This is a genomic window from Bartonella sp. HY328 (genome assembly GCF_025449335.1).
In the GTDB taxonomy this organism is placed as follows: Bacteria; Pseudomonadota; Alphaproteobacteria; order Rhizobiales; family Rhizobiaceae; genus HY038.
In genome coordinates this window covers 2889920-2906255 of the sequence record NZ_CP104883.1, presented here as the reverse complement: position 1 = coordinate 2906255, position 16336 = coordinate 2889920, and the positions used below count along the sequence as shown (strand labels likewise).

Annotated in this window: 13 protein-coding genes; 7 read left to right on the top strand and 6 right to left on the bottom strand. The window is 40.1% G+C overall.

Features of this window, described 5'->3' with window-relative positions:
* Window positions 1–785 precede the first annotated feature (785 nt).
* The gene (locus N5852_RS12425; RefSeq protein ID WP_262098081.1) at window positions 786–1478 is read left to right on the top strand and encodes an LON peptidase substrate-binding domain-containing protein; all 693 of its coding nucleotides are present in this window, start codon (window positions 786–788) and stop codon (window positions 1476–1478) included.
* 11 nt (window positions 1479–1489) lie between these two features.
* Window positions 1490–1669, top strand: coding sequence for a Trm112 family protein (locus N5852_RS12420; RefSeq protein WP_182417899.1), 180 nt, complete (start codon window positions 1490–1492; stop codon window positions 1667–1669).
* A 93-nt stretch (window positions 1670–1762) separates the two neighbouring features.
* On the opposite strand, the gene N5852_RS12415 is transcribed toward N5852_RS12420, so the two are convergent.
* Entirely contained in the window at window positions 1763–3439 is a 1677-nt protein-coding gene (locus N5852_RS12415) for a formate--tetrahydrofolate ligase (protein WP_262098080.1), read from the bottom strand.
* Between the two features lie 265 nt (window positions 3440–3704).
* Between N5852_RS12415 and N5852_RS12410 the strand changes: the two genes are divergently transcribed.
* Entirely contained in the window at window positions 3705–4181 is a 477-nt protein-coding gene (locus N5852_RS12410) for a hypothetical protein (protein WP_262098079.1), read from the top strand.
* Window positions 4182–4191: 10 nt separating this feature from the next.
* On the opposite strand, the gene N5852_RS12405 is transcribed toward N5852_RS12410, so the two are convergent.
* Both N5852_RS12405 and N5852_RS12400 read right to left on the bottom strand, forming a co-directional pair.
* On the bottom strand, window positions 4192–5382 hold the full coding sequence (locus N5852_RS12405; protein WP_262098078.1) for an NnrS family protein: 1191 nt from the start codon (window positions 5380–5382) through the stop codon (window positions 4192–4194).
* A gap of 64 nt (window positions 5383–5446) precedes the next feature.
* Window positions 5447–5944, bottom strand: coding sequence for a hypothetical protein (locus N5852_RS12400; protein WP_262098077.1), 498 nt, complete (start codon window positions 5942–5944; stop codon window positions 5447–5449).
* Window positions 5945–6382: 438 nt separating this feature from the next.
* Between N5852_RS12400 and N5852_RS12395 the strand changes: the two genes are divergently transcribed.
* Window positions 6383–7822 (top strand): RtcB family protein, encoded by a 1440-nt coding sequence (locus N5852_RS12395; RefSeq protein ID WP_262098076.1) that lies wholly within the window; start codon window positions 6383–6385, stop codon window positions 7820–7822.
* Window positions 7823–7928: 106 nt separating this feature from the next.
* On the opposite strand, the gene N5852_RS12390 is transcribed toward N5852_RS12395, so the two are convergent.
* From N5852_RS12390 to tesB, 3 genes are all read right to left on the bottom strand, one after another.
* Entirely contained in the window at window positions 7929–8966 is a 1038-nt protein-coding gene (locus tag N5852_RS12390; protein WP_262098075.1) for a DUF2125 domain-containing protein, read from the bottom strand.
* Window positions 8967–9366: 400 nt separating this feature from the next.
* Window positions 9367–10503 (bottom strand): copper-containing nitrite reductase, encoded by a 1137-nt coding sequence (nirK, locus tag N5852_RS12385; protein WP_262098074.1) that lies wholly within the window; start codon window positions 10501–10503, stop codon window positions 9367–9369.
* Window positions 10504–10907: 404 nt separating this feature from the next.
* Window positions 10908–11768: an acyl-CoA thioesterase II gene (tesB, locus tag N5852_RS12380; protein ID WP_262098073.1), complete on the bottom strand. Its 861-nt coding sequence runs from the start codon at window positions 11766–11768 to the stop codon at window positions 10908–10910.
* 235 nt (window positions 11769–12003) lie between these two features.
* Between tesB and N5852_RS12375 the strand changes: the two genes are divergently transcribed.
* The 3 genes from N5852_RS12375 (at window position 12004) to N5852_RS12365 (ending at window position 16263) form a co-directional block, all read left to right on the top strand.
* A complete protein-coding gene (locus N5852_RS12375) occupies window positions 12004–13245 on the top strand; it encodes a ubiquinone biosynthesis hydroxylase (protein ID WP_262098072.1) in 1242 nt (413 codons plus the stop codon).
* Window positions 13246–13657: 412 nt separating this feature from the next.
* Window positions 13658–14944, top strand: a complete 1287-nt coding sequence (locus N5852_RS12370; protein ID WP_262098071.1) for a murein hydrolase activator EnvC family protein — start codon at window positions 13658–13660, stop codon at window positions 14942–14944.
* The gene (locus N5852_RS12365) at window positions 14941–16263 is read left to right on the top strand and encodes a S41 family peptidase (RefSeq protein WP_262098070.1); all 1323 of its coding nucleotides are present in this window, start codon (window positions 14941–14943) and stop codon (window positions 16261–16263) included. Before N5852_RS12370 ends, N5852_RS12365 begins: the two co-directional genes overlap by 4 nt.
* Window positions 16264–16336 lie beyond the last annotated feature (73 nt).

Here is a 16336-nt window from a genome sequence, read left to right as displayed (position 1 = left end):
ACACTTTTCGAAAAACGCTCTAATCGGTCATCACCCTAATAGTGTCATTTTATTTTTGACCCAAAAAGAGTTTAGTTGTTGGTCTTTCACATCGCTTGATGCAAACTTGCAAGCAGCGTTTACTAAAAGGGTTAATTTTGGAGATTATAACAATTTATTAGATTTTCAAGTTGCAAAGCGGTCAAGCTAGTCATTTTAAAAAGAAGACTAAACTTTAAAACTTGACCAAGCCAAAAAGTCACAGCATGGCATTTTATTTTTGAAAGTGTAACCAGCCGCCGATAAAGGTATCACCATTGGAATAGACCCGGCAAAAATATTTATTAAATTAACCAATACTATATAAGCTATTGATAATATGAATGGTTTTGAAAACAGGCAAGATCTCGAAAATGTGATTCGCTTTATTAATCGATTTAAAATCGAGATTTTTTTAATGATATTTGCTTCAAATTGGGAATCTTTACGACTATGAGGTGATATTTTTATTATTTTTTTTATGGTGTGATTAGTTATTAGATTATTTTATTACATTAATAATATTATTAATTACATATATTATAATAAATAATATCATATTGTTATATAACAGCAAAAATATTAAGGATATTTTCTGGAACTTATATCCAGCTCCATGCGTTGTTAGAATGAAGAAGATCAACCAGCTAAATGGTTGAATTTACGAAGCATATTATTACATAAAGTGATTGTAATTTGATCTTTTTCAATATTAAGGTCTCTTTGGGGGCCTTGCTTAATTATTAAAAGGAATGAAAGGGCAAATTATGCAGGCTGGTAACGCATTCTATCGTACAGCACAAGATATTCCGACTAATATGCCAATATTGTCATTGGCATCGGTTGTTTTGCTTCCTGGTGGTTTTATAGCCGTCCAGATTGATGAGGCACAAAATATTCGTCTTGCAGATGAAGCTATGAGGACAAATCGTCTTGTTGGTCTTGTACAACCTGCAATGGATAATGTATCGCAAATTTCCGTTCTTGATAATGGAACACGGCTTTGCGATGTTGGTTGTATCGCACGTATCACAAGCTATAGTGAAGTTGGTGATGGTAATATTCTTATTTCATTGCATGGTGTTTGTCGCTTTCGCGTTGTTAATCGGGTTGTTACAGACTCACCTTATCTTCGCTGCAAGGTAGCACCATTTTTTGATGATCTTATAGCTGGTCAACAAGAAGGTGACATTAATCGCGAAGCATTTTTATCGGTATTTCAAGATTATTTGGAATTTAACCAGATTGATGCTGATTGGGATACTATTCTTGAAGCCAGCAATGAAACATTGATCAATGCCATGTCGACCCTTGCCCCTTTTCGTGGGGAGGAAAAGCAAGCTTTGTTGGAAGCGCCAGATTTGAAGACACGTTCGGAAACATTAATCGCCATTGCTGAACGTTCAATTTTGGGACATAATTCCAATAATCATACAAATAGGCATAGCGTGTTGCAGTAAAGGAGCTTTTCATGACCTCTCATACCGACAGGAAAATGTTAGAGCTTCTTGTTTGCCCATTAACGGGTGCAACGCTAGAATATGATGAAACAAGGCAAGAGCTTATTTCCCAAAAAGCTCGCCTTGCTTATATTATTCGTGATGGCGTGCCAATCATGCTGGCATCAGAGGCACGCCTTCTAGACAAATAATATAGTGTTACTCCATATCTATATTTTGTAAGGTCTTAGCAATCTATTTGTTAAAACTTGTTTTCTAAAACTTAAAATGGAAAAATGCGGAGCTTAAGAAAGACCGCAAATCTCACCTTGATTATCTAGATAAATATGCTCCGCTGCTGGCTTTGATGGAAGCCCCGGCATAGTCATAATCTCACCGCATATAACAACAATAAAGCCCGCCCCAGCTGCTAAGCGTATTTCGCGCACAGGGATATCAAATCCGCTAGGCGCACCACGCAAATTGGGATCGGAGGAAAAAGAATATTGGGTTTTAGCCATGCAAACAGGAAAATGACCATAGCCTGCTTGTTCATATTCTAAAAGTTGTTGTTTAATTTTATCGCTGATAATTGCTTTTTCACCACCATAAATATCGGTGACAATTTTGTTAATCTTATCAATAAGCGGTATGTTATCTTCATAAAGAACGTGGAAGTTTGAAGGTTGAGTATCAATTAATGCTACTAGCTTTTCTGCAATTTCAACAGTGCCCTTCGATCCAAGTTCAAAATGGCGGCATGGTATAGCTTCGACACCCAATTTTTCAACAATGCCGCGCAAAGTGTCAATTTCTTCATCGCTATCTTGATAAAAATGGTTAATGGCAACAATAACCGGAACTCCATAGCTTTGCATATTGTTGATATGGCGAATAAGATTTCCTGCGCCAAGGCGGACAGCTTCAATATTTTTAAGGTTAAGATCAGCTTTGGCAATGCCACCATTCATTTTAAGGGCGCGGATCGTTGCTACAATTACAATGGCTGATGGCTGCAATTTGGCTAAACGACATTTAATATCGAGAAATTTCTCCGCACCTAGATCCGCGCCAAAACCAGCTTCTGTCACCACATAATCGGCAAGTTTCAATGCAGTTTTAGTAGCAATAACTGAGTTGCAGCCATGGGCGATATTGGCAAAAGGCCCACCATGGACAAGCGCAGGGTTATTTTCGAGCGTTTGCACAAGATTTGGCAAAAATGCATCTTTAAGCAAAACCCCCATTGCACCTTGGGCATCAAGATCGCGGGCGTAAATAGGTTCCTTTTTAAAATTGTAAGCTACCACAATATTGCCAAGCCTAATCATCAGATCATCGAGGCTTTCAGCAAGGCAAAATATTGCCATGATTTCTGAAGCTACCGTAATATCAAAACCACTTTGATGGCTAAAGCCGTTGCTTACACCGCCAAGGCCAACAACAATATCACGTAAAGCCCGCTCATTTATATCCATAACGCGGCGCCACATGATGCGGCGGCTGTCAATTTGTAAATTATTGCCCCAATAGATATGATTATCGATTAATGCGGCAAGAAGATTATGCGCCGATGTAATTGCATGAAAATCGCCAGTGAAATGGAGATTAATATCTTCCATTGGAATAAGTTGCGCATGGCCACCGCCAGCGGCGCCGCCTTTCGTGCCAAAGCAAGGGCCAAGGGAAGGTTCACGCAAGGCTAGCATTGTTTTTTTGCCTATGGCATTAAGGCCATCGGCAATGCCGATCGAAGTGGTGGTTTTACCTTCACCAGCGGGGGTGGGATTGATAGCGGTCACTAAAATAAGATGAGAATTATCACGCTGTGGCAAATTCTCGATCGTTTTTTTTGTAAGTTTTGCCTTATCGTGACCAAAGGGCAATATATCTTGTGCGGTCAGTCCAATTTTAGCAGCAATGTCACCAATTGCTTTTTTATTAGCACTGCGTGCTATTTCAATATCACTCAATTGCTTCATGAACTGTCCCTTTAAGTTTAGGATTGTTTATCATTCAAATAGTTGAAAAAAACTATATAGGATAATGCGCGCAGTTAGAATACTATTCGCTTTGCTAATCAATATTTATGAACTAGAGCGTATTTCGATCTGATCGGATCAGATCGGCGCTCTAATCCATTGTTTACACCGCGTTTTTTGTCCGAAAACCGCTTCACACTTTTCGGAAAACGCTCTAGATTATTGCTTATGATAAATTAATAGATCATTTCTTCTTGAGGAAAGCATGAAAGTTTTTAAAGAATATCTTTTGGTGTTTTTTATTTATATAGTGATTGGGCCATTGATTGGAACATTACCATTTATTGTATTTTTTTCAGTGGTGCCACTTTTAAGTTTCAGTCTTGAGGGGATTGCGCTGTTTTTTATCACAATGATTAGTGCATTATGTGTTGGCTATATAATTGGTGGACCGGTTGCATTTTTAGCTGTTTGCTTGAAATTTTATTCCATGAATACCGGTAAATTAAATGAAGTGACGCGCTTTTTAATCATGCTTGTCGGTTGTTTTCTTCTTGTGTTGGGGGGTGCTCATTTTAAGTATCATGCAGAATATGCATTTTTTTTAGCTTGTGTTTTTTGTTTGCCCTATTGTCTATTATCAATGTTTGCAGCGTTTAGCTGTGATTCACTTATTCAAAAAATAAAAAAGAGGCTTAAAAGAAAAGCCTCTGTTGGTCGTGTTACCTGTGTTAAGCGGTAAAAATTTAAATTTATTGCAATCTTGGCTTGGTTAAAATGTTCCAATAGGCGATGATAAAGCCACCAAAAGCAAAAATCCATAAAGTTGCCGAAAGGTGTAATAGGGAAACATTATTTTCCATTAAACCAGATAGCATCCGTAGAAAAACAGAAATGAACAGCGCGATATAAAGGCTGGTGACAAATTTAGTTGCATGAAGTGTGCGGCCAGAATGACCAAGACTTGCCCTTGACATGATGGCAAGTGTCATAAGGCCTATAGCGCCTGCCATCCATAAATGCTGGACAGGAGCAATGCCGCCAGGCAAAAAACCAAATATTTCAAGACCAATGGCCAAAAAACCGCAAGGAATAAAAAAGAAGGCTAGGTGTAGCACCCAAACCAAAGATTCTCCCAAAGTTAGCCAGCCACGCCACCGATACAGCCGATAAAAATTGGCAACAGCCGCAATGATACAAAAGATTGCAGTGAAGATACTACTAGGTACAATGATCCAAGTGATAAGAGTTAATGCAGTTAATACAATGATAATTGTGTCAATTTTATCATGAGGTGCAGGCAGGTTGGTTTGTCCCTGTTTCATTAACCAATTGCGTGTGAAACTTGGTACAACGCGGCCACCAATGACAGCAATCATCATGATAGCAACGCCAACACCAAGACGTGCGCCAATACCGCCAGCACCATAGCCTTCATAAAGGGCTTGATAATCAAAAATCAAATTGGCAATAATTAAAAGGCCAACAAGAATAAGTATTTTTAAATTGCGCCAGTTTTTGCCAGCAATAATCTCGCGACCAATTGCATAGGCAAGTGCAAGAGGAAAGACGAGGTCAAGGACGATTGTTGCCCAATAGGGAAGATAAAGTGAGGTGAAAATAGCGATGCGGCCAATAAGCCAGAGTGAAAATAGTCCCATAAGTCGCCAACCGACAATTGGTAGCCGGCCTGTCCAATTGGGTACTGCAGTTAATAAAAAACCAGCAACCACTGCCCATAAATAACCAAATATGAAACTATGCGCGTGCCATGATATAGGATCTAAGGCTATAGGGAGCTGCATCACGCCAGCATAAATAAAAATCCATGCAATAAGGGCGAAAAGAGCCAAAATAGCTGAAAATAGGAAAAACGGTCGATAACCATAGCTTAATATCGCCGGGCCCTGCCATTTGCGGATCTGCTCTGCTGAACTTGCCATAATCTACCTCGATTATCCTTATCATGTTCAAAATTTAATTTAATTGTGGAGATGGTGCTAGGCGTTAGACCGAGCGTAATTTGTCTTGCATGCGTGCAAGGCGTTCTATTTTACGCTCTTGCATTTTTTTTCCTTTGACCATGGCTTTTAATTTTTGCCGATAGCGGCTTCGCAATTTTGGTGAGTTATTGCGCACCATCCGCCAACAAATAAAGGGAAATGCAAAGATATGGAACAGCAATAGTCTAATAACCACCGCAACTTTTTCAGCTAAAATAAACCGCCCTTTTGATCGTAAGACCAAATAAGGTATGATCGAAAGGCTAAGAACAATCAAAATCCAACTTGCCATAACGATGAATAGCATTAATAGATCACCTAAGGTGCCAAGATTAAGAAAGAAAGTGAGATTGTTGGCATCAATAATCCAGCGAGCAACTAAAAGCAGCCCTATAAGCAAGGGTGAATAAATAAATAGGATGAATAGGACCATAAAAATAAAGGGTGCAACGGGGCTGCCTTTGTGAAAACGTGGGTCATTGTCTTTTTCATAATGGGACATGGCAGATCCTTATATCTTAGAGACCTTATAAAATCTTGATATATTAGTTCATAAAATGCTCAAAGCTGAATGGCAAGTTTTTAAATCAAAATTCACTTGCTTGCGGCATTTTGCGCTAAATAAATACAGTCCTTATTTTTTATCGGTAAAGACTTTTAGTCTTAATTAATATTTATAAAAATTTCTATATTCTTAGAATTTCAGATATTTTATTGGCAAATTTGTATAATGCGTTATAATTTTTATTTCTCAACTTTATGTAAAAATATTATTAAAAATCAAATATTTAAAAAATATATTTGTAATTTTTTATTCGTTTTATGCAACTTGGCACGGTTCTTGTAAATATACAATTATTAACCGGCATAGAGTTATGTTTTTGTCTCTCATCTTTACGAAAATATAATTCTCGTGTGAAGCCATTGGAAGGATTTTAAAATGACTGATATTTTGGATGGAAAAGATTTAATTGCAGCTGGGCAGCAAAGCGGGAAATGGTTTGCAAAAGCTCTTGAAGCAGGAAACGCCATTTTACAACAAGGCGCCACACGTGAACAAGCCTTGGCTGCTGCTCTTGCTTTTGCGCCTCCTCCAACTATTGGCTTGCAAGATGTAAGTGATGTGTCGCTTCATATTAATATTCGGGCTGAAAATGAATTTGAACAAGAAAATATCGACAAGGTTATTGCCTCTATGCAATCCTTGATCGAGACACCCGTGGTGAAAGCAGCAGCTATCATGCCAGATGCTTGTCCCACCGGATCAGCTGGTGAAATTCCCGTTGGTGGCATTGTTGCGTCTGAAGCGATCCACCCCGGTATGCATTCTGCTGATATTTGTTGTTCGCTTGCAATTTCGGTGTTTAAAGGAGTTGCACCAGCAGATTTGTTAAATGCAGTGCATAAGGTAACCCATTTTGGGCCAGGTGGACGTGAGCGGGGCAATCAAATTCGCCCAAGCAATAAGGTCATGCAAGATTTTGCTAATAATATTTATCTTGAAAAGCAGCAAAGTGTTGCGATTGAACATTTTGCAACGCAGGGCGATGGTAATCATTTTGCCTATGTTGGTCAGTTAAAGTCCACAGGAGAGACCGTTTTAGTAACCCATCATGGTTCGCGCGCGCCTGGTGCTCGCCTTTACAAAACCGGTATGAAGGTGGCTGATCGTTTTCGCAAAGAACTCTCACCGCAAACCCAAAGCGTCAATGCGTGGATTCCTGCCAATAGTGTTGAGGGGGATACATATTGGTCTGCCTTGCAGATTATACGGCAATGGACCAAAGAAAATCATTTTGCAATTCACGATCTTGCAGCTGATATACTCGGTGTTAAGGTCAATGATCGTTTTTGGAATGAGCATAATTTTGTTTTCCGCAAGAGTGATGGTTTATTTTATCACGCCAAAGGCGCAACACCTGCTTTTTCGGGGTGGTCGCATGATGCTACAGATTTGACCATTATTCCGCTTAATATGGCAGAACCAATCTTGATCGTGCGTGGAAGCAATGCCGATCATGGTTTAGGATTTTCACCTCATGGGGCTGGGCGCAATTTTTCGCGCTCTGGTCATGTGCGTAATCTTTGTGCTGAGTTTAATGTCGATAAAGATAGTCTTGGCGAGCAGCACTTCAAAGAGATTATCGCTCGCGAAACAAAAGGGCTTGATGTACGCTTTTTCTCAGGTCATCCTGATGTGTCAGAATTGCCATCTGCCTATAAAAATGCGGCTGCGGTAAAGCAGCAGATAAAGGATTACGGCCTTGCCGATATTGTGGATGAAGTTATTCCTTATGGCTCTATCATGGCAGGAGATTGTTTGATTGATGCGCCATGGCGTCGCAAAAAACAACAAAAACGCGCGCAAGCATCTTTGTGAGCACTCAATCATCTAGCCTAAATAAAAAGTTGTTTACAAGCGTTTAGGGCATTTAACTCTTAAGAGTTAAATGCCCTATATTTTTTCCCTAGCATGTTATATGCGGTTATACGGGTGGAATGTGCCCCAATTTTAAAAACAATGCGCTAACTTCGCCATTCTTTACACGCAAATTAACAATTGGATTGCCGTTTTTATCTTTGGGAAGCGAATTTAGAGCAAAGAAAAAGCTGCTAATATTCGATGATTGTGAAGGGATTATAGCACGCATTTTTTGGCTAAGGTCGATTGTGTTTATAAAAACAATCTGAAAATTGCCATTAAGATAGCCATCTTGAGAAAAATTGAAAGTGCCTGAAAGGCTAAATGCGCCGCCACCTTCAAATTCTAAGCTCGCATTTTCAATATTGCCTTGCATTGAGTGTAGGCGATTACTCCATGGGCCGATTGATGGCTGAAGCAATTGTTGTGGCTCGTTAAGATTTATTATTACGTTACCTTTGACAGCTGGCGAAGCTATAATGTTGCCATCAATAAAGAGTGGCAAGACTAATTGATCATAAGTGAGATCAATATGCATAACTTCGCTATCCATCTTTGATAAGAGGCGGATAAAATCTGCTTTTAAAAGACTTAACTCTTGTCGATTGTCATCAAAATTATGCATTGCAAGTTGATCAATGCGTAAGTTTAACTCGCTGACATGGCCGTGTTCTAACTCTGAATCAATTTGCAAGGTCTGCCAATTTGCGCCAATCGGCTTTAGGCCGGGTATTTCAAAATTGGCAGGTGAGCTTGCTTGTAATAAGCGCCAACGCGGCGCAAAAATAGGGGCACTTGCAACAAAGCCACTGGTTGAAATAGCAATACCTGCCGTTGGCCATTGATAGTTTATACTGTCACACGCGCTGCCAATACGCAGGGGGAAACCGGTTTTATGTAGATTTTCACAATAAATAATCATGCCGCGATCAGTAGAAGCGTCGAGGCGTTCTTCAATTATTTCCTGTACATGAGCTGATAAAAAATACCAAGCAATGCTATAAAGAACAAATACCACTAAAACCACGCTTCCAGTAATGCGCCAGAAACGCTTTTTGGTTGGGCGGCAGCATGATTTTTTGGGGCGATCAGGGAAGTTCATAAAACTTCATTTCCTCTAAAATTATATTAATAGATGTTTTATTAAAAATTTTTATGCAATCATTAATTAAAGTATTTTTATTTGCAAGAGGCTTTTAAAATTTGCAATTAAATAAGCTTTAAAAGGGTTAATGGATGTTAAAAAGGCAAAATTAAAAATTATGCTAGTTTTTACCATTATAGCCATACTGATATTAGAAAACTTATAGTATTAAATATTGGTATTTTACGAGTTTTATTTCACTTTATCCAGCAGATGTTTGCAAAATTTACCAATATCAATAACGAAAAATTGCCACTTATAATGCAGTTTTAAAAACAAAAAATCAGATTGGCGCGACTTTAATTCAAATCGCGCCAATCTGATTATATTGCATTAAAATGAAAAATACTAAAATTGGTTAAATGGCGGTCGCTGGCAGTACTTGCTTCATTAACTCATCATTCCATTCACCTGTAACCTTTACTTGTGCTAAAGCTCCAAGTTCAAACGCCTCAATAAGGTTGTGGTTAAGGTAGACATAGGTGCCGGGTTGTTTAAATGTATAGAGAGCTGCCCCGGCGGCACCACCTGGAATAAACCATGTCTCCATGTTTCGTTCGGGTGTATTGGCAAATTTACCGGTATTCCAAACAAAGTCACCATGTCCACCAATTAAATGTGGACGTGTATCTCTATTGGCTTGAGAATGTACAAATAAAACAGTTTCCCCCACATTTGCTGTTAATGCATTTTTGCCGGTTAATGCACCAACGGAACCATTAAAAACCAAATGAGAAGGAATAAGTCCCCTCATGACCTCTAATGTGTCTTCATAACTGTCGGTAATATTATCATATTCTTTATACTTACCATTTTTATCTTTGGGGATATAAAAATCTTGTTCGCCGATATAATAAACTTTATCGTAGTGAAGCTTATTACCATTGCCGTCATTCAAGCCTTGGCGAGGTAGTACCATAATCGCACCATTCATACCGCTTGTGACATGCCAAGGAGCCATGCCCGGTGCTGCACAATGATAAACAAATGTGCCTGCACGATCAGTCTTAAAACGAAGAATTGTCTTTTCTCCTGGTGCAATTTGGGTGAGTGACCCGCCGCCCATAGCACCGGTAGAAGCATGAAAATCAATATTATGGGTTAAAAGGTTGGTTGCTGGATTTATAAGGGTAAGTTCAACATAATCGCCCTCATGAACAACAAGCAAGGGACCTGGAACGGAGCCATTAAATGTCATTGCCCAAGTCTTCGTGCCTTGATCATCTAAGGTTATCAGTTTTTCCTCACAGGTCATGGTAACTTCAATGATAGAAGGGCCGTCATTTGTCGCTTGTTCATGAGCATGGACAAATGGAGGCGCAACCAGTTCAATTTTTTTTCGTGGTAAATGTGCAATGTCTTCTTCTTTTTTGACATCTGCTTTATTGGCATTATTTTGTCCAAAGGCACTATCGATAATAATTGGCGCAACGACTCCAATGGCAGCTGCTCCAGTTAAAAGATTGCGTCGGTTTATATTGTTTAGCCTAACCATAGTGATGCATCCTTTGAAGTTGGTATCATATTAATTCTATACCGACCGCTAAAAAAGACATTGATTTAAAACAAATAGAAGTAGTGGTTTAGGCTTTATCTGTCTTTTGTGATGCAAAAAAACAATCAGGAAATTTTTAAATTAAAATGGCGGTGTAAATTTAAAAAGATTCACATCATTAAATACTTTAGGGTTTTTCAAAGAATCTTAGTTTTTCCGATGAAAAATTGAATTAATGGCTTTTAATGTTAATTTTAAATCAATTTAACGCGCATTATTTTTCGGGTTTTTCGGGTTTTTTGGGTTTTTCGGGTTTTTTGGGTTTTTTGGGTTTTTATGGGTAATATGTCGCAAAAACAACATTATCCATAATTGCACTTTCTAAAGTTTAGAGCACATAATAATTAGATTTTGCGAATAAGTCCTTCTTGTGCCACAGATGCCACCAAAACACCTTGGCGGTTATAAATAAGACCACGGCTAAACCCACGCGCACCACTTGAACTTGGGCTATCTTGATAATAGAACAACCAGTCATCAAAAGAAAATGAACGGTGAAACCACATCGCATGGTCAAGGCTAGCGGCTTGGATCGAAGGATCAGTAATTGAAAGACCGTGGGCAAAAAGGGCAGTATCAAGAATGGTGGTATCAGATACATAAGCCAACAACGCAGCGTTTAATTGTGGGTTTTGCGGAATTTTATCAAATAGCTTTACCCAAACGCCATGACGTGGCGGCAATTTTTCATCGCTAATATAATGCTCCAGTGATACGGGGCGCAAAGCAAATGGCCGATCCCAACGCCAATAACGTTGCATATCCTCAGGCATTTTTTCCAGAAGTTTTTGATTGGCACTTGGGTCGTCCTTGATATCTTCTGGCATTGGTACATTGTCGGGCATTGCCATATAATGTTCAAGGCCTTGTTCTTCCACTTGGAAAGATGCAGTCATGGTAAAGATGGGTTTGCCATTTTGGCTGGCAATAACATGGCGCGTTGAAAAACTGCGGCCATCACGCAAGCGGTTTACATGATAAATAATCGGGTGTTTGGGGTCACCAGGTCGCATAAAATAAGCATGTAGGGAATGGATAAAACGTGTGCTTTCTACCGTGTTTTGTGCGGCAACTAAGGACTGCGAAATTACATGGCCGCCAAAAACTCGTTGCCAAAGCGATGTACCGCTTTGACCGCGAAAAAGATCAACATCAATCATTTCAAGATCGAGAATATTTAAAAGCGCGTCAACCTGTTTGATCATGATACTACACTCCCATTTTTGTCTTTGAAAATTGGCTAGATTTATTCTGCTTATCAGCCATAATTATATCAGTTGAATTTATAATATTTTTAAGCTGCTATTAAAGTTGAAGTCAATCATTGGATATACACTTCTTCTTGTATTCTTGGTCAAGAACAGTAATATGGTGCGGCATTTGATTTTTTGAAAAAATCAAATAAACAGACAAAACGATCCGATCGGGAGTAAAACCACCATGACTAAGGCTCAATCTATTGATGGCAAAAATGTCGATCTTGTTATTGCAGGTGGCGCCTATGTTGGCCTTTCTCTTGCTGTAGCGGTAAAAACAGCTGCGCCGCAGCTTAATGTGGTTATTATTGATGCAGGCAAACCGGGGGCATGGAAACATGATCCGCGTGCTTCAGCAATTGCCGCTGCTGCAGTGCGTATGCTTGACCATTTAAATTGCTGGCAAGAAGTATTGCCACTTTCACAGCCTATCACTGACATGGTTATAACAGATTCGCGTTTGTCGGATCCAGTGCGCCCGGTTTTTCTAACCTTTGAAGGTGATGTTAATCCTGGTGAACCTTTTGCTTACATGGTAGAAAACCGCCATTTAAATGCATCTTTACACAGCAAAGCAAGTGAGCTTGGCGTGATTGTTCATGAAGGTGTCAAAGTTGAAAATTTTGAAACCTTTGACAATCATGTGCGTATCTATCTTGATAATGGCGAGGTTTATCAATCGAAACTTTTGGTTGGTGCTGACGGCGTGCGCTCTAAAATGCGTGATAAGGCTGGCATTAAAACCCTTTACTGGCCTTATGGACAGGTTGGTATTGTTTGTACTGTATCACATGAACGCCCCCATAATGGCCGCGCTGAGGAGCACTTCTTGCCAGCAGGGCCTTTTGCTATCTTGCCACTTAAAGGCAATAGGTCGTCATTAGTTTGGAATGAATCGGAAGAAAATGCTAAGAAATTACTGGCAAGTGATGATATAGTTTTTGAATCTGAGCTTGAAATGCGTTTTGGTCACCATTTGGGGGCTATTCGCCTTGAAGGCGAAAAGCGCGGCTTTCCTTTTGGTCTCACTTTAGCGCGTGATTTTGTTCGTCCGCGTTTTGCATTGGCTGGCGATGCCGCCCATGGCATTCACCCGATTTCTGGGCAAGGGCTTAACTTAGGCTTTCGTGATGTTGCAGCACTTGCTGAAGTTATTGTTGAAACCACCCGTCTTGGACTTGATATTGGGGCGATGTCAGCATTGGAGCGTTATGAGCGTTGGCGCCGTTATGAAACCGTGCGAATGGGCATTACCACAGATGTGTTAAACCGTATGTTTTCCAATGATTTTACACCATTGCGGGTGTTGCGTGACTTTGGTCTTGGGGTGGTTGATCGCTTACCAGCCTTAAAAAATTATTTTATTAAAGAGGCCTCAGGCCTTAGCAATGATTCACCGCGCTTATTGAAGGGCGAAGCGATTTAAATTCTTATTTGCTAATAATGCATGCCAGCTATGCATTATTGTTTGTTGTTAAATTAAATCGTTTTAATTATACATATAGCTACTGGGCTCTACTCCTCCTCCCAAGAGCCCGTGCTGAATATGGCATCTTCCTCCTCCCAAGCCATATTCGAGATTGAAAGGCTGCGCATCTCCTCCCGCGCAGCCTTTTTCTTTTTTCTCTATAAAATGGCATATTTACCGGCTTTTCATCTGAGCAGGTGGTTGATAATCCTTGATTAGTTTAATGATTTTAAAATATGTAATGTGGTAAAATAGCATATTGGTTTAGTCTTATATTAATTATTTGCAATAATAGACTATAATTGGATAGGAAAAGTATAAAAATATTTGTTAATCTGATTTTTGCCAATATCACCTTATAAAAAGTGCCATGATCAAATTTCTACTGCGCCTTGATATAGATTTGCATTTATACCGGCTGCCTTTATTGGCGGCAGGCTTGCGCGCGGTTATAGGCTTTATTTTTATTTTATTGTCATTATCAATTAGTTTTGCGCAAGCTGATAATCCAAATGATGGGCGTGCCTTAGCCAATAAGGCTTTAGAAGACATAGAGCGTAATATGACGCTTTCTAAGGAGCGTGCAGAAGAACTCTCCAAAGAGGTCGATGGGCTGAAAAAAGATCAAAATACTTTAACCCAAGCCTTAGTAGAAAGTGCAACTGTAGAGCGCAGTTTGGCAGAAGCTATTCAAAAAAGTGAAACGCGCCTTGCTGGTTTGCTCGATGAAAAACAGTTGGTTGAAAAAAATCTTGCTAAGAGACGCGCAGAATTTTCTGAAGTTTTAGCTGCCATAGAACGCCTCGGTCTTAAGCCACCTCCGGCAATTCTCGTTCATCCAGATGATGCATTGAAGGCCGTGCGTAGCGCGGCACTTCTTGGCGCTGTTGTTCCTGATATGCGTGAGCGTATGAAAGCTTTAAATGTTACCTTGCGTCAGCTGGAAGTGGTTGAAAATTCAGTAAAGCAAGAAACGCTAGAGCTTGAAAAATCGGTGTATGCCCAAAGTCAGGAAAAAAAGCGCTTGGAGCTTTTATTGGCAGAAAAGGCAAAACTACAAAGAAAATCAGAAGATGATTTAACCAGTGAACATTTGCATATGACAGAGCTTGCACAAAAGGCTCAATCCGTGCAAGATTTGGTCGCTGAGTTGGAGCGTCAAAGCAAGTTTCAATTGGGTGCAGGAACCAATGAACAATATGGGCAAACGCCGATGTTGGAGGTACGAAGTGATTTTTCCAAGTTGAAAGGTCGTTTGGCTTTACCTGTTTTAGGAAAAAAGGTTTCATCGTTTAGCAAAAGCTCGCAAGGTGAGACTTATGAAAGTGATGCGGGAGCAGTTGTTTTAAGTCCAGCTGAAGGAATTGTGCGTTATGCGGGCAGTTTTCGCTCTTATGGACAAATGTTAATTATTGATGTTGGGCAAAATTATCATATTATAATTGCCGGACTAGAAAAATTGGATGTGGCGCCCGGACAAGTTGTTCTACAAGGAGAACCTGTAGGTTCAATGGCTAGACAACTTATTGCGAGCGCATCTGAATTGGATATAGGCAAAAGCGCGCCAATGCTTTACATTGAGATTAGAAGAGAAGGAAAGCCCGTTGACCCCGAATCTTGGTGGGTACGAGGTCAAGCCGGAAAGGGACAAGGATGATTCGTAAAATAACTATCGCACTGGCAGGGGCACTTTTGGGCGCAACCTCCATGATTATGGTGCAGTCTATTGCAGCGCCAAATGCTGATAAAGCAAATACCGATGTTTATCGTCAGCTTGCTGTCTTTGGTGATATTTTTGAAAGGGTGCGCACGCAATATGTAACGCCGCCCGATGACAAGAAATTGGTTGAAAGCGCGATTAATGGCATGCTTTCATCGCTTGATCCGCATTCGTCTTACCTTGATCCTGAAGCTGCTAATGATATGCGCGTTTCAACCAAGGGCGAATTTGGTGGCCTTGGTATAGAAGTCACCATGGAAAACGATGCGGTTAAGGTCATTGCACCAATTGATGAAACGCCTGCATCACGCGCGGGCGTTCTTGCTGGCGACTTGATTGTTAAAATCGATGGCAATGAAGTGCGCGGCAAATCTTTAAATGACGCAGTTGATACGATGCGCGGTGAAGTTGGTACGGATATTGTCCTTACAATTGTGCGCCAAGGCGCTGATAAGCCGATTGATATAACGATTAAACGCGCCATCATTAAGGTTAAGGCTGTACGCTATCGTGTTGAAAATGATGTCGGTTACATCCGCATTATTCAATTTACCGAGCAAACCAGCACTGATCTCAAAAAAGCCATTGACGATATTGAAAGCAAAATTCCGGCAGATAAGCTTAAAGGCTATGTGCTCGACTTGCGTCTTAATCCAGGTGGTCTATTGGATCAGGCGGTAAGCGTTTCTGATGCTTTCCTTGATAAGGGTGAGATTGTTTCAACCCGTGGCCGCAACGAGCAAAATATGATGCGTTTTGATGCACGCCCCGGTGATTTGGTTAAGGGTAAGCCAATTATTGTTTTAATTAATGGCGGCTCGGCAAGTGCGTCTGAAATTGTAGCTGGTGCTTTGCAAGATCATCACCGTGCAACAATTCTTGGCACGCAATCCTTTGGTAAGGGTTCTGTACAAACCATTATTCCGCTAGGTGAAAATGGTGCATTGCGCTTAACAACTGCGCTTTATTATACACCAGCTGGTCGTTCAATTCAGGGCACAGGTATCACCCCAGATATCAAGGTAGAGCAGCCATTGCCTGATGAGCTCAAGGGTAAAAATGTAAGCATTTCGGAATCTGAACTTCAAAACCACATTAAAGGCAATAATGAGGATGAAAAAGGTTCAGGCTCGGCGGCCTATGTTCCAAAAGAGCCAAAAGATGACGTACAGCTTGGCGAAGCATTAAAATTATTGCGCGGTGAAGATAAAAACCCTGCTTTCCCACCAAATCCTGACAAGGATTTACCAAAATAAAACTATTATTAGTTTTTAAAAAAACCGCTTTGTTTTACAAAGCGGTTTTTTTCTTGCCTTTTAAGCCAAATCT